The organism is Altericroceibacterium spongiae (genome assembly GCF_003610805.1).
Classification (GTDB): Bacteria; Pseudomonadota; Alphaproteobacteria; order Sphingomonadales; family Sphingomonadaceae; genus Altericroceibacterium; species Altericroceibacterium spongiae.
The window spans coordinates 308983-331545 of sequence record NZ_RAPF01000005.1; the positions used below are offsets into that span (position 1 = coordinate 308983).

Genomic DNA, 22563 nt, shown 5'->3' on the forward strand with positions numbered 1-22563 from the left:
CATATCCCTTGAAAATTTTTGAGGGATGCGAACGGGTCGGACGTAAGAGAAGCATGAAGCTATCCCGTTCGCTCCTCTCGCTCCTCACACCGATCGCTGTGGCGCTCCTCCTTCTTTCGGCCCCTGGCAGTGCTCACGAGGGTCATAAGAAGGACCTGAGCGAGGCCGAGATGGCGCAGATGGAAATGCAGGATCATCCCGCTGCGCATCATGATGGGGCGGAGATGATGCCCGACGCCATGATCGGCCCAGCAGGTGCCCGTCAAGCTTCGGCAAACGCCATGCCGCAGACAGCCGACCAGGCGCTCGCAGCCAAAATTGCCGAGAACCGGGTTACCTCGATCAGCGACTTCCTCGGTCGCCTCCACCCTGTCGCCGCGCATTTTCCGATTGCCCTCCTTTTGCTTGCTGCCTTGGGGGAACTATTGCTGACGATCCGGCCTGCTCTCGGCCTCGAAACCACGGTGCGCTTTCTTATCAGCGGGGGGGCCGCTGGCGCGCTTACCGCTGCACTCCTCGGTTGGTTTGCTGCGGGATGGCGCCTCGAGGACCGCTCCGAGACGTTGGGACTGCACCGATGGAATGGAACGGCGATTGCAGCCGTTGCCCTTGTTGCGACCTGGCTGGCATTTCGCGCGAGGAACCGCACCCTTCTTCGTATCGTGCTGGCGGTGCTGGCGGTAGCACTCGTACTGCAAGGCTATCTCGGCGGCGAGATGGTTTTCGGCCCCAATCACCTTGGTCTGGAGTAAGAGCATGGAGCGAAAGACTTCGAAACACGTGCGATTAATCGGCGTTCTGCCGTTCTTGTTTTTGTCGCTGGCTGCTTGTGGAGCTTCGTCAGACGCTCGAAACGATCAAAAGAGTGACAGCAATGCGGAACCTTCTGCACCGCTCACCTCTGCGAGTGCTACCCCGTCCCCGACCAGCAGCTCGATAGAATCCCGCACAGCCACTGCGGTCCGGGCACCGGTGGCGCCGGCAGCGTCGCAGTCAAATCCGGCGCCCGCTGAGGCGAAGACACCTGTTCGGGAAGGCTCCCATGCAGCGCCTGTACCAGCGCCCGCCCCCACCGGGACGCCTGTTAACGATCCGCATGCCGGCCACGACATGTCGACCATGTCGGATGAAGACATGAAAGCAATGGGACACAACTGATGAGCAAACGCAGACATCCGAACCATCGCCCACTTCTCCCCATACTTGGCACGATATTGCTCGCAGCCTGTACGGGCGCGGCGCAGGCAGCCAGCTTCACCATGTATCGCGATCCCAGTTGCGGATGTTGCGAAGCCTGGGCGGCGCACATGCAGCAGGGCGACCGGCATGAAGTCGCAACGGTCGATCACCCCGACATGGCGTCGGTAAAGACGCAGCACGGTGTCCCCGATGACCTTCGTTCGTGTCATACCATGATCGCGGATGGGTACGTCATCGAGGGCCACGTGCCCGCCGCCGACGTCGAGCGCTTGCTCGCAGAAAGGCCCGACTGGGTGGAAGGTCTGGCGGTGGCCGGTATGCCGCTCGGATCGCCCGGCATGGAGGCGGGGGGCAAAGTGCAACCCTACCAGGTCATAGCGTTCGGCAACGGGCGCCGCGAGGTTTTCGCGTCCTATCCCTGATTTCAGTCATACGCACCTGCGAAGCAGAGGAGGCAATCCATGAGCTGTTGCGACACCCATCAGGCAGGCCACGCCCAAGGTGAAGCTACCGCCATCGACCCTGTCTGCGGCATGAGCGTGGCGATCGAGGGTGCTACGCATATCGCCGAGCACGACGGCGCAACCCATCACTTCTGTTCGGCGCGGTGCAAGGACAAGTTCGTCAGCGACCCGGAGCACTATCTGTCGGGCGCGCATCTTGAGCAGGTCGAGGACGTTCCCGAGGGGACGATTTACACCTGTCCCATGCATCCCGAAATCCGGCAGGTAGGACCGGGAAGCTGCCCCATCTGCGGAATGGCTCTGGAGCCTGAGACGGTCAGCCTCGAGGATGGACCCGATCCCGAACTCGTTGACATGACGCGCCGCTTCTGGGTCAGCGCGCTCTTCACCCTGCCGTTGTTCGTCTACGCGATGAGCGACATGGTGCCCGGGATCAGCTTCGACCGGCTGATCGAACCGGCACGTGCGCAATGGGCGCAGCTGGCCCTCGCCACACCGGTCGTACTTTGGGGCGGGTGGCCGTTCTTCGTACGGGCGTGGCAGTCGCTCAGGACCCGCAACCTCAACATGTTTACGCTGATCGGTTTCGGCGTAGCGATCGCATTCCTGTTCAGTCTCGTCGCGACGCTCCTGCCCGACATATTCCCGCCCGCCTTCCGCGATCACTCAGGCCGGGTCGGCGTCTATTACGAGGCGGCGGCGGTCATCACCACGCTCGTCCTACTTGGCCAGGTGCTTGAACTCAGGGCGCGGGGTTCGACCTCGAGCGCGCTGCGTGCGTTGCTCGAACTCGCGCCTCCGACCGCACTCAAGATCTTCGGCAGTGGCGACGAGCGCGAAGTCTCTCTCGACCAATTGGCGAGCGGTGACCTGCTCCGCGTCCGCCCTGGCGATAAGGTGCCGGTCGATGGCGAGGTGACCGAGGGTTCGAGCGCGATCGACGAGTCCATGATCAGCGGTGAGCCATTGCCCGTGTCCAAGAAGGCCGGCGACCAGGTTATCGGCGGAACGGTCAACCAGACCGGCGGCTTCGTTATGCGTGCAGGCGCGGTCGGCAAGAACACGATGCTGTCCAAGATCGTCCAGATGGTCGCCGAGGCACAGCGCAGCCGGGCACCGATCCAGCGCCTGGCCGATCAGGTCGCGGCCTGGTTCGTGCCTTCGGTCGTCGTCATCGCGGTCGTTACCTTTATCGTCTGGGCCATCTGGGGGCCATTCCCCGCGCTTGCCTATGCACTGGTCAACGCGATCGCCGTTCTCATCATTGCATGTCCCTGCGCGCTCGGCCTCGCAACCCCGATGTCGATCATGACCGGCACCGGCAAGGGGGCCCAGCACGGCATCCTCATTCGCAACGCCGAGGCGCTGGAGACTCTCGAAAAGATCGACACGCTGGTGGTCGACAAAACGGGCACTCTCACCATGGGCAAGCCTGATCTCGTCTCGGTCACTCCCCGAGTGGCACTGGACGAGGCCGAGTTCCTTTCCGCCGTCGCCGCGGTCGAAGCCGGGAGCGAGCATCCGCTCGCCCATGCAATAGTTGAAGGCACCAAGGCGCGAGGCGTGGCGTTCGAGGCAGCGTATGATTTGTCGTCGATTACCGGCGAGGGTGTCGAGGCGCGCGTGGGACCGCGGAAGGTCGCCATTGGCAACGAGAAACTGATGCGGCGGCTCGGGATCGATGATGCGGAATGGCTCGCGTCCGCAGAATCCGGACGCTCCCAAGGCCAAACCGTGATGTTCGTGGCCATCAATGGCGCACCGGCAGGGCTGATCGCGGTCGCTGATCCGATCAAGCCGACCAGCCCTGCGGCCATTAGGGCGCTGCACGAGCGCGGGATCGAAGTGGTCATGCTAACCGGCGATAGCCGCGCCACCGCCGAAGCCGTGGCCCGCCAGCTCGGTATCGACGAGGTCGAGGCAAACGTCTCGCCCGAGGACAAGCATCGCAAAATCGAGGCGCTCAAGGCCTCCGGTAAGCGCGTCGCAATGGCAGGGGACGGCATCAACGACGCGCCAGCGCTGGCGGCTGCGGATGTTGGCATTGCAATGGGAACCGGCACCGACGTGGCGATCGAAAGCGCCGGTGTGACGCTGGTACGCGGCGACCTGACCGGTGTGCTCCAGGCGATTGTCCTGTCGCGCGCCACCATGCGCAATATTCGCCAAAATCTCGTATTCGCGTTCGGTTACAATGCGCTCGGCATACCGGTAGCGGCGGGCGTGCTGTTTCCCGCCTTTGGCCTTCTTCTCAATCCGATGATCGCTGCCGCGGCCATGAGCCTCTCGTCGGTGTCGGTCATCGCCAATGCCCTGCGTCTTCGTGGGCTCAAACTTCCAACCTTGAGCGAAGGTCGGCCATGATCGCGGCAACGGCAATCGGGATTTCACTCTTTATTGCGTCACTGATCTTGCACTTGGCCATGCTGAGACTTGCGAAGAAGCTTTCACCGCCGGGGCTTGCGCCGACCGGTTTGCGGCTGACGGGCGGATCGCTGCTCGTTCTCATCAGCCACATGATGGTAGCCGTTGTTTTCGCGGCCGGTTTTGCATGGGCCGCCTCGCTCGGTCTTGGCGGGTTCGCCAAGGAACCGGCCATGTCGGCTATGGATTACTATTACTTCGCCCTGATCACCGTGACGACAGTGGGCTTGGGCGACATCTATCCAACCGATCACCTCAGGGTGATCGCGGGCATCGCGTCGCTGACAGGTTTCATCCTGATCAGCTGCACAGCCCAGTACGTATACAAGACGATGAGCCAACAGGAGGATTGAATGGCCGACAACCACAGCGCGGATCACCAGCAGAACGGTGGTGGAGGCAACTACTGGCGCTTCATGGCGATGGTGGCGACGTCGACCGCGATCATGTTCGGCCTGATGTATCTAAACACATACGAGCTTGATCACGTGTTCTGGAGCGAGACGCGCTTCTGGATGACGTTCGTCATGGGCGGCATGATGATGATCGTCATGCTCCTCTTCATGTGGGGCATGTACAAGGACAAGACCAAGAACTTCATCATCCTGGGCGTAGGCGCGCTGGTCTTTGCGGTGGCGCTGTGGCTGGTCCGCAGCCAGGCGACCGTCAACGACGAAGAGTACATGTCGGCTATGATCCCTCACCATTCGATCGCAATCATGACGAGTGCGCGGGCTGAGATCACCGATCCGCGTGTTCGCAAGTTGGCGGACTCGATCATTGAGGCTCAGGTCAAAGAAATTGCAGAGATGAAGTTGCTGATCGAAGACATCGAAAGGAACGGTGAGATGGGCGACGGCACGCCACTCCCCGCGCGGACGACCGATCTCACACCAGAGCTATTGCAGGAAGCCGAACAGGCGGTCGAGCGTCCTATCAGCCCGGAGGTGCGCGACGAGGTTACGACGCGCGAATAGATGCTCCGGCCAGATTTATCCCGCAATTCACGAAAATGTGAATTTGCGGGATAAAAACGTGATCGGATGGCTTTGCGGAGATGGTTCGCTGACCGTTTTTGTGGACTTGCATCGACGATGCCAAAGCTGGATAATTGCGTATTCTGAGTCCTCAAAAAGGCATCGAACCAATGCATTAGACGGCTTTTGAGGGCCTTTTGAGGGCTTTTTGGAGAAGGCCGAATTCCTAACTAGCTGATAAGACATATAAAATCAGTTCGAATGTGATGCCTCTTCTGGCACCATTTGTTCTTCTCACGTTCTCCCAAATAATCTGTAAAACCCGCTGAGACCCTTGGAAATTAGCCCTTGGATCGTTCCGGAACGTCCCGCAAAATCTCGGGGTCCAAGAGATTTTTGTGGGTCTTTGCGAAACCACACTGGGAAAAGGCCCGCACATGCCTCTAACCGAATCCTGGCTTCGCACTCTCAAGAAGAAAAGACAGGCTTTACAAAGTTGCTGGCCAGCTCGGCCTCTACACTAGTGATTATCCAGCCGGTAGCAGGCAATGAAGTGCCCCCATCTTTGAGCAGTTGGAGGACTCTCTTCTCGGTTAGTGTGGTCTCACCAGTGTCAGGGCGAGAACTGATCGCAAAGGTACGTGTGAGGTGAAACTGACAAAGGGATCGGACATTTCTCGAGAGGTGGCCTGTTGGAGGGAGCGTTCCCTCGTCGTGCGGATTGTTCTATAAAGAAAGAGAGCGGGTTTTCCCAAGTTTCCCCGTCGATAGATATATGAGGATAATCGGGACATGACGATACGCACGCTGGTTTTGGTATTTCTCCTTGGCACGCTTATCGCACCACCAGCCATCGCTTCTGCGCAGAAGAGTGGGGAACAGGAAGTACAGGATGACGAAACGCTGAAAAAGGCGGGTGATATTGCGACCCAGCCCGCCCGCGATGTCGGCGTTTCGAAGACGAAGATACCGCCTGTGCTGACAAAGGCTGCAAAAAATCCTTATGCGCCGCCGAGCGGCCGTAAATGCTCGGCGATGATTGCCGATATGAGGACACTCAATGAAGCGCTCGGCCCCGACTTCAGCGATGACGAGAAGGAAAATGAAGATCGCGCGGGCAAGATTGCCGAAGCTGCAGGACAGATGGTGGTTAATTCGCTGATCCCGTTTCGTGGCCTGGTGCGCGAAATTAGCGGGGCGGCGTCCGCCGAGCGGCGGCTACAGGCAGCGATCGGCGCTGGAGTGGCGCGGCGCGGCTATTTGCGCGGCCTTGCCACCGCACGCGGTTGCAAGATCCCAGAATAAAACGCGGCGAAGTCATGCTTTGATTCGGGTGTTCGCCAAGAAGGCAGGTTCCCAGTTGCAATGTTCCTCAATGAGGAGGCATCTGCGAAGGCCTGAACGGAGTAGCCTCAATGTGCTTAGGTGAGGCGGCTTACACCCATCAAATCCGCTCAGTCTTTGCCTCGATTGAGCAGGCCTCAGTTGAACAGGAATGCCTCTATCACAACAAAATATCTAATGCGTATCAGGTATAACTGCGCGCAAGGCGGGATCACCAGCGGCCTGAGCTTCGGCCAGCACACGTAAGGCGTTTCCTCCCATTACTTTGCGAACATCATCTGACGAATGGCCTTCAGCGAGCAAAGCCTCACTAATGCGCGGGTAATCAGCGACACTGTTGAAGCCATCGACGCCGCCACCGCCATCGAAGTCACCGCTAATGCCGACATGATCAATACCGGCAACTTCGATGGCATGATTGATATGCTCCATCAAATCGCTAAAATTCGCTTTAGGCACCGGCCATTTCTCATCAATTTTCCGCCGTTTCGTCACAAATTCGCGACGTTCTTCTTCGGTCATGGAATCGAATTTGCGCATTGCTTCACCCATCAGGGCACGCATCGCCTTTTCTCTTTCAGGTTCAGGGATTTTGGGCTGATCGATCATATAATCGTTAAAGGCGTTGATTTGTACAACGCCTCCCTTTGCCGCCAAGGCGCGTAAATCTTCATCCGATACATTGCGCGGATGATCGTGAACCGCACGGACGCCGGAATGGGACAAGATGATAGGTGCATCCGATAAAGCAAGCACTTGTCTCAAGGTTTCGTCCGAGGCATGCGAGCAATCGATCAGGATGCCCAGCCGATTGGCTTCTTTTACGAATTCACGCCCTTTAGGGCTCAATCCGTGCCATTCCGGCGTATCCGTGGCGCTGTCAGCCAAAGCGTTATTACGGAAATGGACCGGAGAGGCCATCGTCACCCCCAGTCTCTGAAAACTGGAAAGAAGCGAAACATTCTCGGCGAATGGCGAGCCGTTTTCCATACTCATAAACACAAAGTGTCGCCCTGCCGCCACTGCCTCGCGGGCTTCCTGCGGGGTTATGACGAAGCGGAAAATGTCGGGATGCGCCGATACCATTTCACGAATCTGCACAGCTCGCACCAGAGCATTATCGCGTGCAGTACGCATTCCTTCAACGGTACGCGGACCTTGCGGAGTGTAGATTGCGAAAAAACCGCCATCCACCCCGCCATCATTCATACGAGGCACATCGACCTGATCGCCATCGATCTCCACATCGTGCCGGTCTGTAATGTTCCAGCCCGGCCGCCCCAGATTAGCAGGCGTATCGAAGTGGGTGTCGAGTACAACAGCTTCCTGATGTACCTTGGCAGGATCCAGCGCAGGCCCCGCTCCGATCAAGAATGGTGCCAGAGTCAGAAAAAAGAGAGGGTTCTGTCGCATCAAAAGACTGTCCGATCTTCCACATGTTGTTCCACATCCTTACGCGCGAACCACAGGGTACGAAAGGTCTTGGATGTCAAATAGGATAGCTGGTCCGAATTGTGCGTTGTCCCCGACCGGCCCATCTGGCTATTTATGATCTGGGTCTTTGTCGGCAGCCACACTGCGGACAAGAGTTTTCATGAGCACCGATTTGCTTGGTATTTTCCGAAGGCTGGGTTTCTATGGTTGATCCCGCTCGCCTGCTATTTCATGATCGGCATTCAGATATTCAGGGGCATCAGTTCCGACGCGGGTGCATGGGAAGGCGCGGGCCGATTGGTTTTGGCAGCGGCATGGTGGTTTCCGTTTTTCCTCGCAATCTCATTGCTCGAAATTGGGCACAATCGCTTGATGGAGAAGCGAGTGGAGTGCCAACCGACTGGCAAGCTGCGACCCGGAAACGATTAGCCATAAACCCGCAGAAAACCGCGCTTCTAATCAAATTCGATTGGCCGATCATTTTCGATTGAGAAGCTACCGCCTCTCGAAACCCACACATTTCCATCGTTTCCAGCCGCGATCTGTCGCGCAGGGTGTGTAGGGTTCCCAGCTTCCACGGCTGGCGCCGGCATGGCTTCCCGAATTGTATTGCAGTCCATTGGCAATCCGGTCCGGCTGGATGCGACGAAGCGCAACAGCCGGTTATTGATTTGTTGGGATTTGGTGGATATATCCACTTCAACAAAGCCCGCCACGCCTCTCAACGATGCGCACCATGGCGGGCTACTTTGTTTTTGGCCTTGGCTCGCGCATAAGCCGACAATGCGCCATTTCAATAAGCCATCCAAATCAATTCCCGATCAAATCGCGTTGCTCCAAGAGCGTGGCATGGTGATTCAAAACGTCCAGCAAGCAAAGTGGGCGCTCAGCCATATCAGCTATTATCGGTTGCGTGCCTACTGGCTCTATTATGAAGCCGATCCCGAATCCGGCAATCATGTATTCAAGGATGGGACGACGCTGGAGGCGGTGCTCGCCTTGTATGAGTTTGATCGTCATCTACGGCTCCTGCTCATGGATGCATTGGAGCGGATAGAGGTCGCGGCGCGCGGTGCGTGGGCGCACCAAATGGCAATGCCCTATGGGCCGCACGGCTACCTTAATGCGGCGCTCTATCCGCGCACGGACCGCTTTCAAGCCAACCTGGCCCAGCTACAATCCGAATATGATCGCTCGCATGACGTGTTCGTCGATCACTACAAGCGCACCTATAACAACCCGCCATTGCCGCCTGTCTGGATGGCTGCGGAGTTCATTTCCTTTGGCCTGCTTTCCAAGTTCTTCTCTGCCTTGGGGGGACGCGCAGACCGTAAGGTCATTGCTCGAAAGATCGGCTTTGATGACCGGGTGTTTCAGGGCTTGATGCATCACCTTGCAACGGTGCGGAATATCTGCGCACACCATAGCCGCCTTTGGAATCGGCGCTTCACCGTAACCTTTCCAATCGCACAAAATCCGGCCAGCCTTGCAGATACGATAGCCCCCGAAGCTGATCGCAAGCTCTACAACACACTCTCGATGCTCTTGCACTCAATGGGAATCGTGGCCCCTGAATCGGATTGGCCAAGCCGTTTGACGTGTTTGATCGCGGAAAATCCCACGGGTAATTTTGCCGCCATGGGCTTCCCCGACGATTGGCGGGAGCGTCCGCTATGGGCGCATCTCTGCTCCGATTAGTCCGCTCGCGTCTGCCTGAAGCGCAGCGCCTATCGGGGAACGGTTATGGGAACCGGCGCACGACCTTGAAAAATCAATAAAATCAAGGGAAGGTGGCGGAGACGGAGGGATTCGAACCCTCGATACGGGGATCACCCGTATGGTCCCTTAGCAGGGGACTGGTTTCAGCCACTCACCCACGTCTCCGGATCGCGTTTCAGCGATGAGGGCGCGCTATAGGGCCTGTCGGCGGATGGGACAAGCCCGGTTTCACACAAAATTGTACGAAATTTCAAAGCCTGCATTTTGGCTCGTTCTGCCGTAAAACCGACTCAACTGACCGCGCATTCATTGTTGCTTCAGGCATAAGCGCGTTTCTGGCTGAAAGTATTTTTCGTGAGGTGTGAATGGTGCAGGGGACGATGATCGATTTTGCCGGAATGATACGCCGAGGTGCCGTGGCAGCTCTTATGCCGCTTGCCATGTTCGCAACCACTCCGGCTGTTGCCCAGGTGCAGGAGATCGATCCCGACGCGGCTATCGATGGAGATCTGTCACAGCCGGAACCCCAGTCCGATGCATCGACAACGGATGTGCCGAGTTATGAAGATCGGACCATGGATCTTCCGCCGGAAGCAGCTTCCCCTGAGCAGGATCCCTATGCTTCGCCGGCTACCCAGTCTCCCACCGGCGAATCGAGCCCTGCCACTGAAGCAGCACCCGCAGCAGAAGCTGCTGATTCCAGCACGACTTATAAAGAAGACGATCTGATCGGTGCGGCCGAAGGTCTTTTCGGGAAAGGAGCTGAAGGCCTTGCCCGCATGATCGAAGATTTACTGGCCAAACAAGGTGAACCCAACGCCTATATTGTCGGTCGTGAAGGTGGCGGAGCGTTTATTGTGGGTGTCCGCTATGGTTCGGGTACGCTGTACCACAAGGTTGAAGGGCAAAAGCCGGTTTACTGGACAGGCCCGTCCATAGGATTCGACGCGGGCGCGAATGCCGGGAATACGTTTATTCTCGTCTACAACCTTTGGGATACCGAAGATCTCTATGAGCGCTTTCCGGCAGGGGAAGGGCAGGCTTATGTGGTGGGTGGTCTGACTGCCAGCTATCTGCGTAAAGGCGATATTGTAATGATTCCCATCCGTATGGGGGCAGGACTGCGCCTTGGTGTGAATGCAGGCTATATGAAGTTCTCGAAAAAGCAGCGCTGGCTGCCTTTCTGAGGAACTTTCTTGCGAAAAATAGTGCGGCGCTGAAATTCACGCTTGATAGGCCCCGCGCACAGGAGCATTAGCGCTGCCCATGCTTGACACACTCGACCAACAACCGCCCGATGCGCTGCTTGCGCTTATCAAGCTCTATAATGACGACCCGCGTGTCGATAAGATCGACCTCGGCGTGGGCGTCTATCGTACGGATGACGGAGGCACTCCCGTCTTCGGTGCGATTAAAGAGGCGGAGCGCAAACTGGTCGAGGAACAGGACTCCAAGGCCTATCTTGGTCCCGAAGGCGATATGGGCTTCGTCCATGCTCTGATGCCGTTTATTTTCGGCGAAGATCCGACGCGCGGCGGACGGATTGAGGGTATGCAGACGCCTGGCGGCACCGGGGCCGTTCGCCTTGCTGCCGCCCTGGCTCACCGCGCCGGCGCCAAGCGGATGATCGTAGGAGCGCCGAGCTGGCCCAATCATGCCCAGATCATCAAGGATCTCGGTATCGAGATCGTGAGCTTCACCCATGCCACGTCGGACGGTCTGGCCGATCTCGATACCGTGAAAAAGGCAATCGAGGATTCTCAGCCGGGCGATGCCATCCTCCTGCATGGCTGCTGTCACAATCCGACGGGCATCGATTATACACATGAGCAGTGGGATGAGATCGCCGCTGCGCTTGGTAATAGCGAGCTGCTTCCGATTATCGATCTTGCCTATCAGGGGCTGGGACACGGTCTGGAAGACGATTCCTATGGCCTTCGTGCTGTGCTGGCCAAGGTTCCGGAAGCCCTGATCGCCTATAGTTGTGACAAGAATTTCGGTCTTTATCGAGACCGTGTCGGTGCTCTTTACGTGATGGCCGAAGCTAATGGCCAGATCGATCGCATTCTGTCCAATGGTCATGCGCTGGCCCGTGCCAACTGGTCGATGCCGCCTGATCACGGGGCGGCTGCCGTTCGGCTGGTCCTGCGCGATGAAGCGCTGACCGCCATGTGGCATAATGAGCTCGACGGTATGCGCGATCGTATGCGCCAGGTGCGCGATCGTCTGGCCGAAGCCGGTACGGTCGGCTCGCTGGATATGACCCCGCTCGGCACGCAGAACGGCCTGTTCTCGGTTTTACCGCTTACAAAAGAACAGATTCTCAAGCTCCGGGAAGATCATGCGGTCTATATGGCCGGTTCCGGCCGGATCAATATTGCCGGCCTGACAATGGGTAATATTGAGAAGTTTATCGATGCTCTGGCCGATGTAACGGTCTGAACAATAGAGATTTCATATTATGGTAGTCCCCGCCCTGTGTGGCGGGGATTATCGTTTCAGGCGCTTGTTTTTCCAAAGCAAGATTAGCTTCGCAGGCTGTTCATGCGATGAAGATAGCGCGCCACCGTATCGATTTCGAGATTGACCGTATCGCCGCTCCGGCGCTGGCCGATCGTGGTAACCTGCGCGGTGTGAGGGATGATGTTCAGTCCGAAATGCACACTGCCATCGGTTTGATCTTCAACCGAATTCACAGTGAGGGAAATGCCATCCACGGTGATTGAACCTTTGGGAGCGATGAACGCAGCGAGGTTTGCCGGAGCATGAATGAGAAAGCGATGCGAATCGCCCTCATCGCGGATCGAGACGATCCGGCCCACTGCATCGACATGACCGCTGACGATATGGCCGCCCAGTTCGTCCCCCAGTTTGAGCGAGGGTTCGAGATTGAGGCGGCGGGTTTCGTGCCACATTCCGACAGAGGTGCAGGCGAGGGTCTCGGCTGAAATATCGACGGAAAACCAGCAGTTTCCGGCGGTTCCGCCCTTTGAAACCACTGTCAGGCAGACACCCGAACAGGCGATGGAGGCGCCGATGGCGATGGTTTCGGGATCGAACGGGCAGGTGATGGTAAGGTGCAGATCGCCTTTTTGTTCAGCTTTAAGAATGGTGCCAATGGCGGTGACTATGCCGGTAAACATGGGTTTCGCTCATATATTTCGAGAGTGTCGCTGCCAAGCTGGCGCCGGTCCTGAAAGGTCCAGCGATGATGGGCGGCGGCGAGACCGGTGAGGCCGAGATCGGCAATGGAAGGTTGCCCGCCGCCGATCAGGATAGGAGCGCGATAAAGCAACAGGCGATCGACCAGATCCGCTTTGAGAAAAGCGGCGGCTGTTTGCGCACCGCCTTCGATGAAGAGATATTGGATGCCCTCCAGGCCGCAGATTTCCGCGGGTTCTGAGATGGCATGCCATCCGGTTGGCACTGCGCCGCCGGTCAGAACCAAGCGCTGCGGGCTGCGTTTTTCGAGCCCGGGAAGGCGGACATCGAGGCGCGGATTGTCGGCTCTCAGCGTGCCGCCACCGACCAGAATCGCATCGGCTCGTGCGCGTTCGCGATGGGTGTGAGCGCGGGCTTCGGGGCCAGTGATCCAGCGGCTTTCACCATTGCCGAGAGCGATCATTCCGTCGAGTGAAAGGGCCAGTTTGAGAGTAACATGGGGGCGCCCCGAAAGGCGCTGCCGGAGATAGCCCGAAAGGCTGTCTTCAGCGGATTTCGACTGAGCGAGGGTGACAGCGATTCCGGCCTGTTGGATATGGGTTATGCCCTGTCCTGCGGTGCGCGGGTCCGGGTCGCAAGTGCCTATAATAACGCGGGAAAGTCCCGATTTGCTCACCAGATCGGCGCAGGCCGGGCCGCGTGTGCTGCGATGGGCGCAGGGTTCGAGCGTGACATAGAGCGTGGCGCCTTTCGCCCGGTTTCCCGCCTGTTCGAGCGCCATGGCTTCGGCATGGGGGCGGCCGCCGGGCTGGGTCCAGCCTTGTCCGACAACGGGGCCTGACGGGCACGGAACAGGGCCAGAAGCGCCTTGAACGGGGCCATTAGCCACAATGATCGCGCCCACAGCGGGGTTCGGGCGGCTCAAAGGCCGGCCGCGTTCGGCCAGAGCGGCGGCTGCCGCCAGCCATTTTTCGTCCAGACCGGAAATCACCGGGAGGGTGAGTCGGGAGAGGCCGTTTCGCCATCGCTCCCGGACCGGCCTGCCTCGATCGCGGCGATGGCTTCTTCCTGCTCTTCGGCGAGCTTTTCGCGTTCGGCCTGACGGCTCGATTTCGCCGCCGCTTCATCCTGCTCGATATCGCGTTCCATCGAATCGACGTCGAGCCCGGTCGCGCGGCCCAGCGTGCGATAGAGATCCTTGCGCAATTCGGCCCGTTCTTCGAGCCTGGCTTCCCGCTCTTCCTTGCGCTTCTGGCTTTCGAGAATCGAAGCGACGATTTCGGCATCGCTGCGGCCATCGGCGAAAGTGGAAATATAGGTCACTTTGGGCGGGCGTGGCGGCACGCGCTGGCTCTTGGGCAGCAGCACCATGAAAATGGCAAAGGTCAGCGCTATCGAAATCGCCAGCACCCGCCAGCGATAGGGATTGTCCCGCCAGATCGCAGCGAAATCGGCCGCCGCGCTGCGAGGATTGATGTCACGCCAGAAGCTCATGGGGCGCAGGATAGGCGCAGTGGCCGCATCATGCCAGCCCATTCATGGCGGGGAAACGGCGAACAGCAGGACCGATGGCGGCCCAGTAGTTGCGAAAGCACACTGAGCCGCCGCACATAAAGTCCGCTTTTCGCGATATTTCGGTCGAAAGCGGCATTTTCGGACACGACCCTACTGCCGGTCATAGCGCATTTATTGTACCGCTCTCCAAAGCGGACGTTCGGCGCGAGGTTAGCTTGGTCAGCTTTGCGCCCTAATGTCGGTCGTTGAATGGCTTTGGCACGAAGGAAGAAAGCAGACATCAAATGCGCGTTTATCCTAAATCCCCGACCAGTCGATGATGCCATGGTTTTCCAGCTCCTCGACATCACCCGGACTGGTGTAGTCGCTTAAAAGGACGAGATTGCGCGTGTCATACCGAGCATTTGGCACCAGCATCGCGGTCGGATCGCCCGGGCTATCGGAGCCGAGGAAGTGAATAGCCTCGCCAATCTTCTGGCAAGTCTCGTATTCACCGATGCGGTCGAGATACGGCAGCTTTCCGAAACTCGCCATGTCAACACCGAGCTTTTCGAGCGTTCCCTTCCCGCAGAGGTCGATTGCGCCGCTCACCTTCACCGAAAGAGCGAATAGCCGGTATTTGAGCTTTGACGGGACGACGGGCTGCCCCCTGCCGAGGTGGAAACGCATTTCGGCCAGCGCGCCCTCGCGTGAAAGCGAGGTATAGAGGACTTCGAAACTGCCGTCGTCCCACCGGTTTCCACCACTTGAAAAGATCGTTGGGTCGCGCGTATCGCGAACAACTCTCCAGACGATCATCTCAAGCGGCTCGCAGGGCAAGCCCTCCAGAGTGTCAATCAGGGTGCGATCACGAGCCCCCCCAATCATCGGTTAGAGATATCCATCCGAATCGAGGCGATCGAGCACGCGGAAGATTTCGACCACTCGCCCTTCATGGATGAGATCGATCGCCCGTTGTCCTTCGAGCTGAGGATGCGGAGCATAGAGCCACATCCGGATCTCGTCGTTGTTGTAGTAATCCTCGAGCCGCTTAACGACATAAACTAGGTCCGACAGAACGCGTTCGCGCCCCGGTTGCGGCCTCTTCGTGCCGTTCCGCCATCGCGATACCGTCGCTTTGGAGACATCAGTGAAATTGGCGATATCGGTCCCGTTAAGGCCACCGATGGTCTCAAGGTCCGAAATGCTTCGCGCTATGGCCGTGCTAGCCATTATCGTGTCCCGGTTTCTTTATGTTGGGTCGCGAGGCGAACCGAGCCAATTTCCTTAGCGAGATAACCCTGCTCCTTCCGCTCGGTTGCGATATCCTCGAACGTCTCACGCAGGGAATCTGATTTCTGTCTCTGCTCCGTCAAGCGCTTCTGAAGCTTAGCAAGATCGACATTGTTCGCCTTAGCGACCTCCGCCTTGGGATTGAGCTTCTCGGCACGCTTCGCTGTACTGGCAATTTCGCGCATCCGTGTCTGGGCGAAGAATTCGGGGCGATCCACTGTCGGGACTTTGGAAATCGCAAGCAGCCGATGCTCGGCATCGGCGGCATTAAAGCGACGCGCATCGTTCTGAATATCTTGGACGCCGTTGGGCGCGATATGGCGCTCGGCCGGCAGAAGCAGACTTCTTGCACCATGAGCCGACAAGAGAACCTCCATCTCCTTCGTGGTGAAGGTGCGACCGAGGGCGGTCACAGAGATGCGTTGGGCGCGGCCACCTTTCTTGCCATCTTCGGGGTCGCGCTTTTTGGGCGGGTCATTCCAGTTCGAGGTGGTGAAGGCCGTCTGCTCCCCGAAGCCATGAGCGATCCCAGAGACGACGTTCATCGAGAGCAATGCCTCGCCGGCGAGACCGCCCACATAATCCATGATGATAGGTACGCCCGCATTGTGCCACCCTGCCAATGTGCCGATTAGGCGCTGCGCGTTGGTCGGGCTATTCTCAACCGGAGACATACTGAGGCGAAGCCAAAGATTGTCGACGGGCATAGATTGCAGGTCGGTAAGGAACTGCCGCTGGAAATCGGGTTTGCGTAAATCGCTAAGGCGCGCAGCGAGCAGATAGTCGATGCGTACGTTCTGACCGCCAGCATCGTCGAGAGCCGTGCGCAGCAGTTCGCAACCCTCGACGTTAATCCGATACCAGCCATCGAACCCCGGATCGCCAAGAAATTGGGTCGGTGCCAGGACCGCGTCTACACCGAGCTCCATGCACATTTTAGCGATCTGGCCATAGATGTCCGTAGAATGACCTTTTCGGAAAAGCTCGGGCCCAAGTGGCGTCCCTTTATCGGGCGACGCCCATGGTGCGCTGGCTGCGAGTCCGCCGCACTTTCGTCTCGACGAAAGCTCGATGGTTCGCGGATCGAGAATGATCTCGGTTTCGCGTCCACGAAGCATTTCGATCAAGTCGCGCTGGTGAGCAGCTTTGGAAGCGTCGATCACCACCCGCTTACTGGTCAAAGTGCCCGCCGCAATTAGATCGGCTACGCGGCGATAGCTACCTTCGCCAAGTCGGATGAAATGGGCGAACGGTTGGAAGACCGCTTTCTGTTTCGGAAACTGAATGACGCTCATAATGACCTCTTTGTTTCAGGCATATGCCATTGTGAAACGAAAAGGTCAATAACAGAGTGGCCGATCTTGGTGGGACGTCCGCTTCCGCGACCCTCTGTCCAAGTCCGGACCGACTGCAATCGGCCCAGCCTTCGCCCTTGATGGAATGTCCGGTTTGTCGATTTGCCATCTGAAAGCAGACAGTCGCAAACTCTCCCCTTTCCCGCCATGAAAGAAAGCACTCTCCTGCACCTCCCGATATTAGACGCGCATTCAGGTCGGAATTGTCTCCGCGCTTTAGCCGAAACTGCTGTAGAGTGCGCGGCCTTCGCGTTTTAGCCAGAGATTGGCCGTATCGAGATCGCCTTCGAAAATCCGCGCCAGCAGGGCGTGGAAGGCGGGTGAATGGTCGAAATGGGTAAGATGCGCGACTTCATGCGCGACCACCGAGCGGCGGACGAAATCGGGCGCCTGAACGAGCCGCCAGTTAAGCCGGATCGTGCCGTCCGATGCGCAGCTTCCCCAGCGTCGCCGGGCGCGTGACAGGCGGATCGGCGGCGTCTCGCAGCCGGCCTCCCGGCAATAAAAGGCGGCGTCCTGCGCCATGAGCCGCAAGGCTTCGCTTTCGAGCCAGCGGAGCAGGCGCCGGGCAAGCCCGTCTTCCGGCCCGCCCAGCCGGATCGCATCGGGGTCCATCTGCGGTTTGCGCGGCGCGCCGGGCGTCCATTCGATCCGTACGGGCATGCCGCGATAGATCAGCGTGCCGCCGGGCGCCGGGGGGGTGCTTTCGGGAATACGGCCAAGCTGCTCGGCCAGCCATGCGGTGCGGCTGCGGGCGAATTCCACCGCTTCGGCCGTGCGCCCCCATTGCGGAATGGTCAGCCGAACCTCACTGCCATCGGGGGCAAGGCGCAGGGTCATCCGTGTGGCGCGGGCATGGCGGCGAATGGCCAGTGGTAAATCGCAATCGCCGACCCTGATGGTCGGCTCCTGTGTCTCACGCAGCAGCCAGTCGATCATTCCTCGTCCAGTTCGAAAGGCTCTTCGCCCGGCCAGTCGACAATATGGTTTTCCAGCGGCCCGGCCTGCAATTCGCTGACCACCCGCCCGGCCACCGAAATGCCCGCTTCGCGCATGGCCTGCCGGTTGCCGGTGAGCAAAGGATGCCAGTCGGGCAGGGGATCGCCATCGGCGCGCAGGCGATAGGCGCAGGTGGCGGGCAGCCAGGGCACATCGCGTACGATGCGCAGCGTCAGCCGCATGCAATCGGGCACTTTCAGCTTGCGAAAGCGATAATCGCTGCACAGTGCCGTATCGGGATCGAGCAGCTTGCAGGCGACATTGGTATGGGCGATGGCGCCGGTATCTTCATCTTCCAGCTTGTGCAGGCAGCATTTGCCGCAGCCGTCGCACAACGCCTCCCACTCGTCACGCGTAAGATCGTCGAGCGGCAATTCCCAGAATTTCGGCCTTAGCGAACCCATTTTTCCAGTTCCGTAACCACGCTTTGCGCGTCTTCATCCACCGGCAGCAGGGCGATGGGTTCACCCTTTCGGCCCATCAGATAAGCGGCCCGGCTGTGATCCATGAGATAGCTGCCATCTTCGCGCACGGCACCTTTGGCATAATAGACCGAAAAGGCATCGGCCGCCTGCTTTACCTGTTCGGGTGTGCCGGTCAGGCCGAGCAGATCGTCCGAAAAGGCGTGGGTGAACTGGCCGACCACCTCGGGCGTATCGCGTTCGGGATCGATGGTGATGAAGATCGGCTGGAGTTGCTGCGCCTTATCCGGTTCGGCTTCGGTGAAAGCGGCATAGGCCTTCATCATCCTTTGGACATCGAGCGGGCAGACATCGGGGCAATAGGCATAGCCGAAATAGACCATCCGGTATTTGCCGTCGAAATCGGACCATTCGACCGTTTCACCATCGCTGCTGGTGAGAGTGAAGGGGCCGCCGATCCGGGCGCCGGCCAGCGGCGCTTCACCCGGATCGCCTGCCGTGCCGTTGCCGCAGGCGGCCAGCAACAGCAGGGGCGCGGCGAAAAGAGAATGTTTCATCATCATGGCGTGGCGGTTCATGCTCTGCTAACGCTGTTCGAACAAGGGGGGTTGTTAGCATGGCGGGGCAAACCGCCGTGATATTGTTTAAGGAGTAAGTCTGTGTTCAGGGGCAGCTTTTCGCAAGGCCTTCTCGGGATTTTTTGTGGTGTCGCGCTGCTCAGCGCCGCGCCCGTTTCGGCGCAGATGTTTTCTGACGGATATAAATTCCTCGAAGCGGTGAAGAAGAAGGACGGGACCGAAGTCACCCAGATGCTCGACAAGCCGGGCTCGACTCTCGTCAATTCGCGCGATCTTACAACCGGCGATTCGGCCCTCCATATGGTCACCGCGCGCCGCGATCTGACCTGGATCCGGTTTCTGCTCGGCAAGGGCGCCAATCCCAATATCCGCAACAAGAAGGGGGAAACCCCTTTGATGATTGCCAGCCAGCTCGGCTTTACCGATGGCGTGGAAGCGCTGGCCAAGGCCGGGGCGCAGGTCGATAATCCCAATGCCGCCGGGGAAACCCCGCTGATTGCCGCTGTGCACCGGCGCGATCTTTCCATGATGCGCGTATTGCTGAAAGCCGGGGCTAATCCCGACCGGAACGACAATTCGGGCCGCTCGGCGATGGATTATGCCAGGCTCGCCGGAGCGGGGCAGGAACTGATCGATGTGATAGAGCGCAATGCCAAACCTGAAAATGAGCGTGAAAATGCCGGCGTCACTTATGGGCCGCGTTTCTGACCGGGTCGCAGCCTGCACCGGATCGTTGTTGCGGCCCGCTTGTTATGTACAGGAAGGCCGATAGAGGATCGCTCTCAGAGGGATAGTCATGGAAAATCTGACGCTTGATGAAATTCGTCTGCAACTGGCGCCGGCCATTGCCGATGCGGCCATTTTCGATGGCTGGACCGAAGAGGCGCTGATGGCGTCGGCCGACAGCCTCGGTGTGGACCGGGATGTGGCGCGAATCGCTTTTCCGGGCGGCGCGATCGATATGATCGCCGCCTGGATCGGCTTCGTCGATCAGCGCATGGCCGAAGAATGCCCGGAAGAACGGATGGCGGCTTTGCCGATCCGTGAACGAATCCGCACGCTGGTGCAGTTCCGTCTCGATGCCGTGCTGGGGCGCGAAGAAGCGATCCGCCGGGCGCTGGCCATTCAGGCGATGCCGCAAAATGTCGCCCGTTCGGTGAAATTCGGCTGGCACAGTGCCGATGCGATGTGGCGTCTCGCCGGAGACCGGGCGACCGATTATAATTATTACACCAAGCGCACGATTCTGGCCGGTATCTATGCCGCTACGCTGGCGGTTTTTATCGAGGATGAATCGGAAGGCAAAGTGGAGACTCGCGATTTTCTCGACCGCCGGATTGCCGGGGTGATGAAGTTTGAAAAGGTGAAAGCGCAATGGCTGAAGCCGCGCGATCATTTCAGCCCGGTGCGGTTTCTGGGCCGTTTGCGTTATCCGGCACGATAATTTTGCGCTGAATATGCATTCTTAAATGCGAGGCAGTTGCAAATAAACAGGCGGTCTGGCACGAGCGCCCGCATGAATCTCGATGATCTCCCTGCTTCGCATCGCGCCAGAATAGTCGCGGTGGACTGGCCCAGTCTTGCCCCGGAAGAAGGCAAAAGATTACGCGCTCTGGGGATCGATGAAGGAACCGAGGTGGAAATCGCCCATCGCGGGATTTTCGCCGGGAAAGATCCCATCGCACTCATCGTGGGCAAGATGACAGTGGCGCTGCGCCGCTCTCATGCCCGGGCCATGACGGTTGAAGACATATGAGCGGGCTGCGCACCGCCGCGCTGGTCGGCAACCCTAATGCTGGTAAAAGCGCGCTGTTCAATGCACTGACCGGCGCGCGTCAGAAGATCGCCAATTATCCCGGTGTCACGGTGGAGCGCAAAGCCGGGCGGCTGACTCTGCCTTCGGGCGAACCGGTCGAGCTGATCGATTTGCCGGGCAGCTACAGTCTCGATGCGTCGAGCCCCGATGAGGAAGTGACGCGCAAAGTGGTGCTGGGCGAGTTTGCGGGCGAAGCGAAGCCCGAAGTGCTCATTCTGGTGCTCGATGCGTCCAATCTCGAACAGCATCTGGTTTTCGCGCAGGAAGTGATTGCGCTGGGCCATCCGACCGTGGTGGCGCTCAACATGTTCGATCTGGCCGAGCGCGACGGGCTGGTGGTCGATCCCGGCGCGCTCGAACAGGCGCTGGGCGTTCCGGTGATTCCCACCGTAGCGGTGCGGCGGCGCGGGCTCGACCGGCTGGTCGAAGCGGTCGCTTCGGCCGAACGGAAAGCGCAGGAAGACCCGTCCGATCATCCGATGGCGCATCTGACGCTACCCGAAAGGCGGCTGGCGGCGCGCAATATCGCCAAGGGCGCGATCCTGTCGCAGAGCGCGCGGCATCTGGTGCATACGAAGCTCGATAAAGTGCTGCTGCATCCCTGGCTCGGGCCGCCGGTCCTGTTCGCTTTGCTGTTCGTGATCTTTCAGGCAGTGTTCGCCTGGGCCAATCCGCTGATCGATGCGCTCGATGGCGGGGTGGGTGCGCTGATCGAAATGGTGAATGCGCATATGAGCGCCGGGATTCTGCGCGATTTTCTGACGCAGGGCGTCTTGTCGGGCGTCGGTTCGGTGGTGGTCTTTCTGCCGCAGATTATCATTCTGTTCGCCTTCATTCTGGTGCTCGAACAATCGGGCTATATGGCGCGCGCCGCTTTCCTGATGGACCGGCTGATGTCTTATGTGGGGCTGTCCGGACGCAGCTTCATTCCGTTGCTGTCGAGCTTCGCCTGCGCCATTCCCGGCATTATGGCGACACGCAGCATCGCCGATCCCAAAGACCGGCTGACCACGATCCTGATCGCTCCGCTGATGACCTGTTCGGCGCGTCTGCCGGTTTATGCGGTGATTATCGCGGCCTTCATTCCCGAACGCAGCGTGGGTTACGGTATCGGCTTGCAGGGTCTGGTACTGTTCGGGCTGTATGTTGCGGGGATCGTCGGGGCGGTGCTGGCCGCGCTGGTTCTGCGCCGTTCGGTCACGGCCGGGCGGGCGAGTGGTTTCATCATGGAATTGCCGCGCTATCAGATGCCCAAGCTGGGCGATCTGCTGATCGGGCTGTGGCAACGCGGCTGGATCTTCCTGCGCCGCGCGGGCACGATCATTTTCACTGTCACCGTGGTATTGTGGATCATGCTCAGCTTTCCCAAGGCCGCACCGGGCGAAGATCAGGTCGACGCATCCATCGCCGGCCATCTCGCCAACGGGCTCGCCGTGGTGGTGAAACCGATCGGGTTCGATCGCGATATGGCGCTTTCGCTGATTCCGGCCATGGCGGCGCGCGAAGTGGCGGTATCCTCGCTCGCCACCACCTATGCCATTTCGACCGATGACGAAGATGCCGAAGTCGCCGCGCTGACCGATCAGCTCGCTGCGCGCTGGACTCTGCCCATGGCGTTGGCTTTTCTCGCCTGGTTCGTTTTCGCACCGCAATGTCTGTCCACCATCGCGGTGGCCCGGCGCGAGACAAATGGCTGGAAATGGCCGATTTTCATGCTCGTCTATCTCTTCGGCCTCGCTTATATTTTTGCCGGGCTGACATTCTGGCTGGCCAGCGCAGCGGGATTATAGCCGACGCGGCGATATGATTCTGCTGTGGATGGACAGAGGCTGGCGCTGGTGTCACTCTTACGCTTTGGACTAAGCGGCAGCGCAACAGACGA

The 22563-nt window shown here is 59.0% G+C and carries 25 protein-coding genes and 1 tRNA gene; 14 read left to right on the forward strand and 12 right to left on the reverse strand.

The window, feature by feature from the left end; all coding sequences use genetic code 11:
- Positions 1 to 53 precede the first annotated feature (53 nt).
- Positions 54 to 752, forward strand: a complete 699-nt coding sequence (locus tag D6851_RS11675; RefSeq protein WP_120325051.1) for a DUF2231 domain-containing protein — start codon at positions 54 to 56, stop codon at positions 750 to 752.
- A gap of 105 nt (positions 753 to 857) precedes the next feature.
- On the opposite strand, the gene D6851_RS11680 is transcribed toward D6851_RS11675, so the two are convergent.
- Entirely contained in the window at positions 858 to 1121 is a 264-nt protein-coding gene (locus D6851_RS11680; RefSeq protein ID WP_147395467.1) for a hypothetical protein, read from the reverse strand.
- 36 nt (positions 1122 to 1157) lie between these two features.
- Between D6851_RS11680 and D6851_RS11685 the strand changes: the two genes are divergently transcribed.
- The 5 genes from D6851_RS11685 (at position 1158) to D6851_RS11705 (ending at position 6370) form a co-directional block, all read left to right on the forward strand.
- Complete coding sequence (locus D6851_RS11685; protein ID WP_038575711.1) at positions 1158 to 1622, forward strand: DUF411 domain-containing protein; 465 nt, start codon at positions 1158 to 1160, stop codon at positions 1620 to 1622.
- A gap of 39 nt (positions 1623 to 1661) precedes the next feature.
- Complete coding sequence (locus D6851_RS11690) at positions 1662 to 4028, forward strand: heavy metal translocating P-type ATPase (RefSeq protein WP_120325053.1); 2367 nt, start codon at positions 1662 to 1664, stop codon at positions 4026 to 4028.
- On the forward strand, positions 4025 to 4441 hold the full coding sequence (locus D6851_RS11695) for an ion channel (RefSeq protein ID WP_120325054.1): 417 nt from the start codon (positions 4025 to 4027) through the stop codon (positions 4439 to 4441). Before D6851_RS11690 ends, D6851_RS11695 begins: the two co-directional genes overlap by 4 nt.
- Entirely contained in the window at positions 4442 to 5065 is a 624-nt protein-coding gene (locus tag D6851_RS11700; RefSeq protein WP_120325055.1) for a DUF305 domain-containing protein, read from the forward strand.
- A gap of 792 nt (positions 5066 to 5857) precedes the next feature.
- The gene (locus tag D6851_RS11705; protein ID WP_238474060.1) at positions 5858 to 6370 is read left to right on the forward strand and encodes a hypothetical protein; all 513 of its coding nucleotides are present in this window, start codon (positions 5858 to 5860) and stop codon (positions 6368 to 6370) included.
- A gap of 213 nt (positions 6371 to 6583) precedes the next feature.
- On the opposite strand, the gene D6851_RS11710 is transcribed toward D6851_RS11705, so the two are convergent.
- Complete coding sequence (locus D6851_RS11710; protein WP_120325056.1) at positions 6584 to 7822, reverse strand: membrane dipeptidase; 1239 nt, start codon at positions 7820 to 7822, stop codon at positions 6584 to 6586.
- Positions 7823 to 8046: 224 nt separating this feature from the next.
- Between D6851_RS11710 and D6851_RS11715 the strand changes: the two genes are divergently transcribed.
- Both D6851_RS11715 and D6851_RS11720 read left to right on the forward strand, forming a co-directional pair.
- Positions 8047 to 8334 (forward strand): hypothetical protein, encoded by a 288-nt coding sequence (locus D6851_RS11715; RefSeq protein ID WP_147395468.1) that lies wholly within the window; start codon positions 8047 to 8049, stop codon positions 8332 to 8334.
- A 100-nt stretch (positions 8335 to 8434) separates the two neighbouring features.
- Positions 8435 to 9541, forward strand: coding sequence for an Abi family protein (locus D6851_RS11720; RefSeq protein ID WP_238474061.1), 1107 nt, complete (start codon positions 8435 to 8437; stop codon positions 9539 to 9541).
- A 93-nt stretch (positions 9542 to 9634) separates the two neighbouring features.
- On the opposite strand, the gene D6851_RS11725 is transcribed toward D6851_RS11720, so the two are convergent.
- Positions 9635 to 9727, reverse strand: a tRNA-Ser gene (locus tag D6851_RS11725).
- A 200-nt stretch (positions 9728 to 9927) separates the two neighbouring features.
- Between D6851_RS11725 and D6851_RS11730 the strand changes: the two genes are divergently transcribed.
- Both D6851_RS11730 and D6851_RS11735 read left to right on the forward strand, forming a co-directional pair.
- The gene (locus D6851_RS11730; protein ID WP_120325058.1) at positions 9928 to 10749 is read left to right on the forward strand and encodes a DUF1134 domain-containing protein; all 822 of its coding nucleotides are present in this window, start codon (positions 9928 to 9930) and stop codon (positions 10747 to 10749) included.
- Positions 10750 to 10828: 79 nt separating this feature from the next.
- A complete protein-coding gene (locus D6851_RS11735) occupies positions 10829 to 12004 on the forward strand; it encodes an amino acid aminotransferase (RefSeq protein ID WP_120325059.1) in 1176 nt (391 codons plus the stop codon).
- An 83-nt stretch (positions 12005 to 12087) separates the two neighbouring features.
- On the opposite strand, the gene D6851_RS11740 is transcribed toward D6851_RS11735, so the two are convergent.
- From D6851_RS11740 to D6851_RS11780, 9 genes are all read right to left on the reverse strand, one after another.
- Complete coding sequence (locus D6851_RS11740) at positions 12088 to 12705, reverse strand: riboflavin synthase (protein WP_120325060.1); 618 nt, start codon at positions 12703 to 12705, stop codon at positions 12088 to 12090.
- Positions 12690 to 13712, reverse strand: a complete 1023-nt coding sequence (gene ribD, locus D6851_RS11745) for a bifunctional diaminohydroxyphosphoribosylaminopyrimidine deaminase/5-amino-6-(5-phosphoribosylamino)uracil reductase RibD (RefSeq protein WP_238474069.1) — start codon at positions 13710 to 13712, stop codon at positions 12690 to 12692. Before ribD ends, D6851_RS11740 begins: the two co-directional genes overlap by 16 nt.
- Positions 13712 to 14218: a hypothetical protein gene (locus D6851_RS11750; protein WP_147395469.1), complete on the reverse strand. Its 507-nt coding sequence runs from the start codon at positions 14216 to 14218 to the stop codon at positions 13712 to 13714. The genes ribD and D6851_RS11750 overlap by 1 nt, the downstream gene beginning before the upstream one ends.
- Before the next feature lie 318 nt (positions 14219 to 14536).
- Entirely contained in the window at positions 14537 to 15106 is a 570-nt protein-coding gene (locus tag D6851_RS11755) for an RES family NAD+ phosphorylase (RefSeq protein WP_120325062.1), read from the reverse strand.
- 3 nt (positions 15107 to 15109) lie between these two features.
- Complete coding sequence (locus tag D6851_RS11760) at positions 15110 to 15451, reverse strand: antitoxin Xre/MbcA/ParS toxin-binding domain-containing protein (RefSeq protein ID WP_120325063.1); 342 nt, start codon at positions 15449 to 15451, stop codon at positions 15110 to 15112.
- Positions 15451 to 16806 (reverse strand): hypothetical protein, encoded by a 1356-nt coding sequence (locus D6851_RS11765; RefSeq protein WP_120325064.1) that lies wholly within the window; start codon positions 16804 to 16806, stop codon positions 15451 to 15453. Before D6851_RS11765 ends, D6851_RS11760 begins: the two co-directional genes overlap by 1 nt.
- A 276-nt stretch (positions 16807 to 17082) precedes the next feature.
- Positions 17083 to 17805: a M48 family metallopeptidase gene (locus D6851_RS11770; RefSeq protein WP_120325065.1), complete on the reverse strand. Its 723-nt coding sequence runs from the start codon at positions 17803 to 17805 to the stop codon at positions 17083 to 17085.
- The gene (locus tag D6851_RS11775) at positions 17802 to 18269 is read right to left on the reverse strand and encodes a YcgN family cysteine cluster protein (protein ID WP_120325066.1); all 468 of its coding nucleotides are present in this window, start codon (positions 18267 to 18269) and stop codon (positions 17802 to 17804) included. The genes D6851_RS11770 and D6851_RS11775 overlap by 4 nt, the downstream gene beginning before the upstream one ends.
- Positions 18257 to 18850, reverse strand: a complete 594-nt coding sequence (locus tag D6851_RS11780; RefSeq protein WP_338014751.1) for an SCO family protein — start codon at positions 18848 to 18850, stop codon at positions 18257 to 18259. The genes D6851_RS11775 and D6851_RS11780 overlap by 13 nt, the downstream gene beginning before the upstream one ends.
- A 96-nt stretch (positions 18851 to 18946) precedes the next feature.
- On the opposite strand from D6851_RS11780, the gene D6851_RS11785 reads away from it, so the two are divergent.
- The 4 genes from D6851_RS11785 (at position 18947) to feoB (ending at position 22471) form a co-directional block, all read left to right on the forward strand.
- Positions 18947 to 19573, forward strand: a complete 627-nt coding sequence (locus D6851_RS11785) for an ankyrin repeat domain-containing protein (RefSeq protein ID WP_238474062.1) — start codon at positions 18947 to 18949, stop codon at positions 19571 to 19573.
- Positions 19574 to 19661: 88 nt separating this feature from the next.
- Positions 19662 to 20309: a COQ9 family protein gene (locus D6851_RS11790; RefSeq protein ID WP_120325067.1), complete on the forward strand. Its 648-nt coding sequence runs from the start codon at positions 19662 to 19664 to the stop codon at positions 20307 to 20309.
- A 72-nt stretch (positions 20310 to 20381) separates the two neighbouring features.
- Positions 20382 to 20621 carry a FeoA family protein gene (locus D6851_RS11795; RefSeq protein WP_120325068.1) on the forward strand — a complete coding sequence of 80 codons (240 nt, stop codon included), beginning with the start codon at positions 20382 to 20384 and terminating at the stop codon, positions 20619 to 20621.
- The gene (gene feoB, locus D6851_RS11800; protein ID WP_120325069.1) at positions 20618 to 22471 is read left to right on the forward strand and encodes a ferrous iron transporter B; all 1854 of its coding nucleotides are present in this window, start codon (positions 20618 to 20620) and stop codon (positions 22469 to 22471) included. Before D6851_RS11795 ends, feoB begins: the two co-directional genes overlap by 4 nt.
- Positions 22472 to 22563 lie beyond the last annotated feature (92 nt).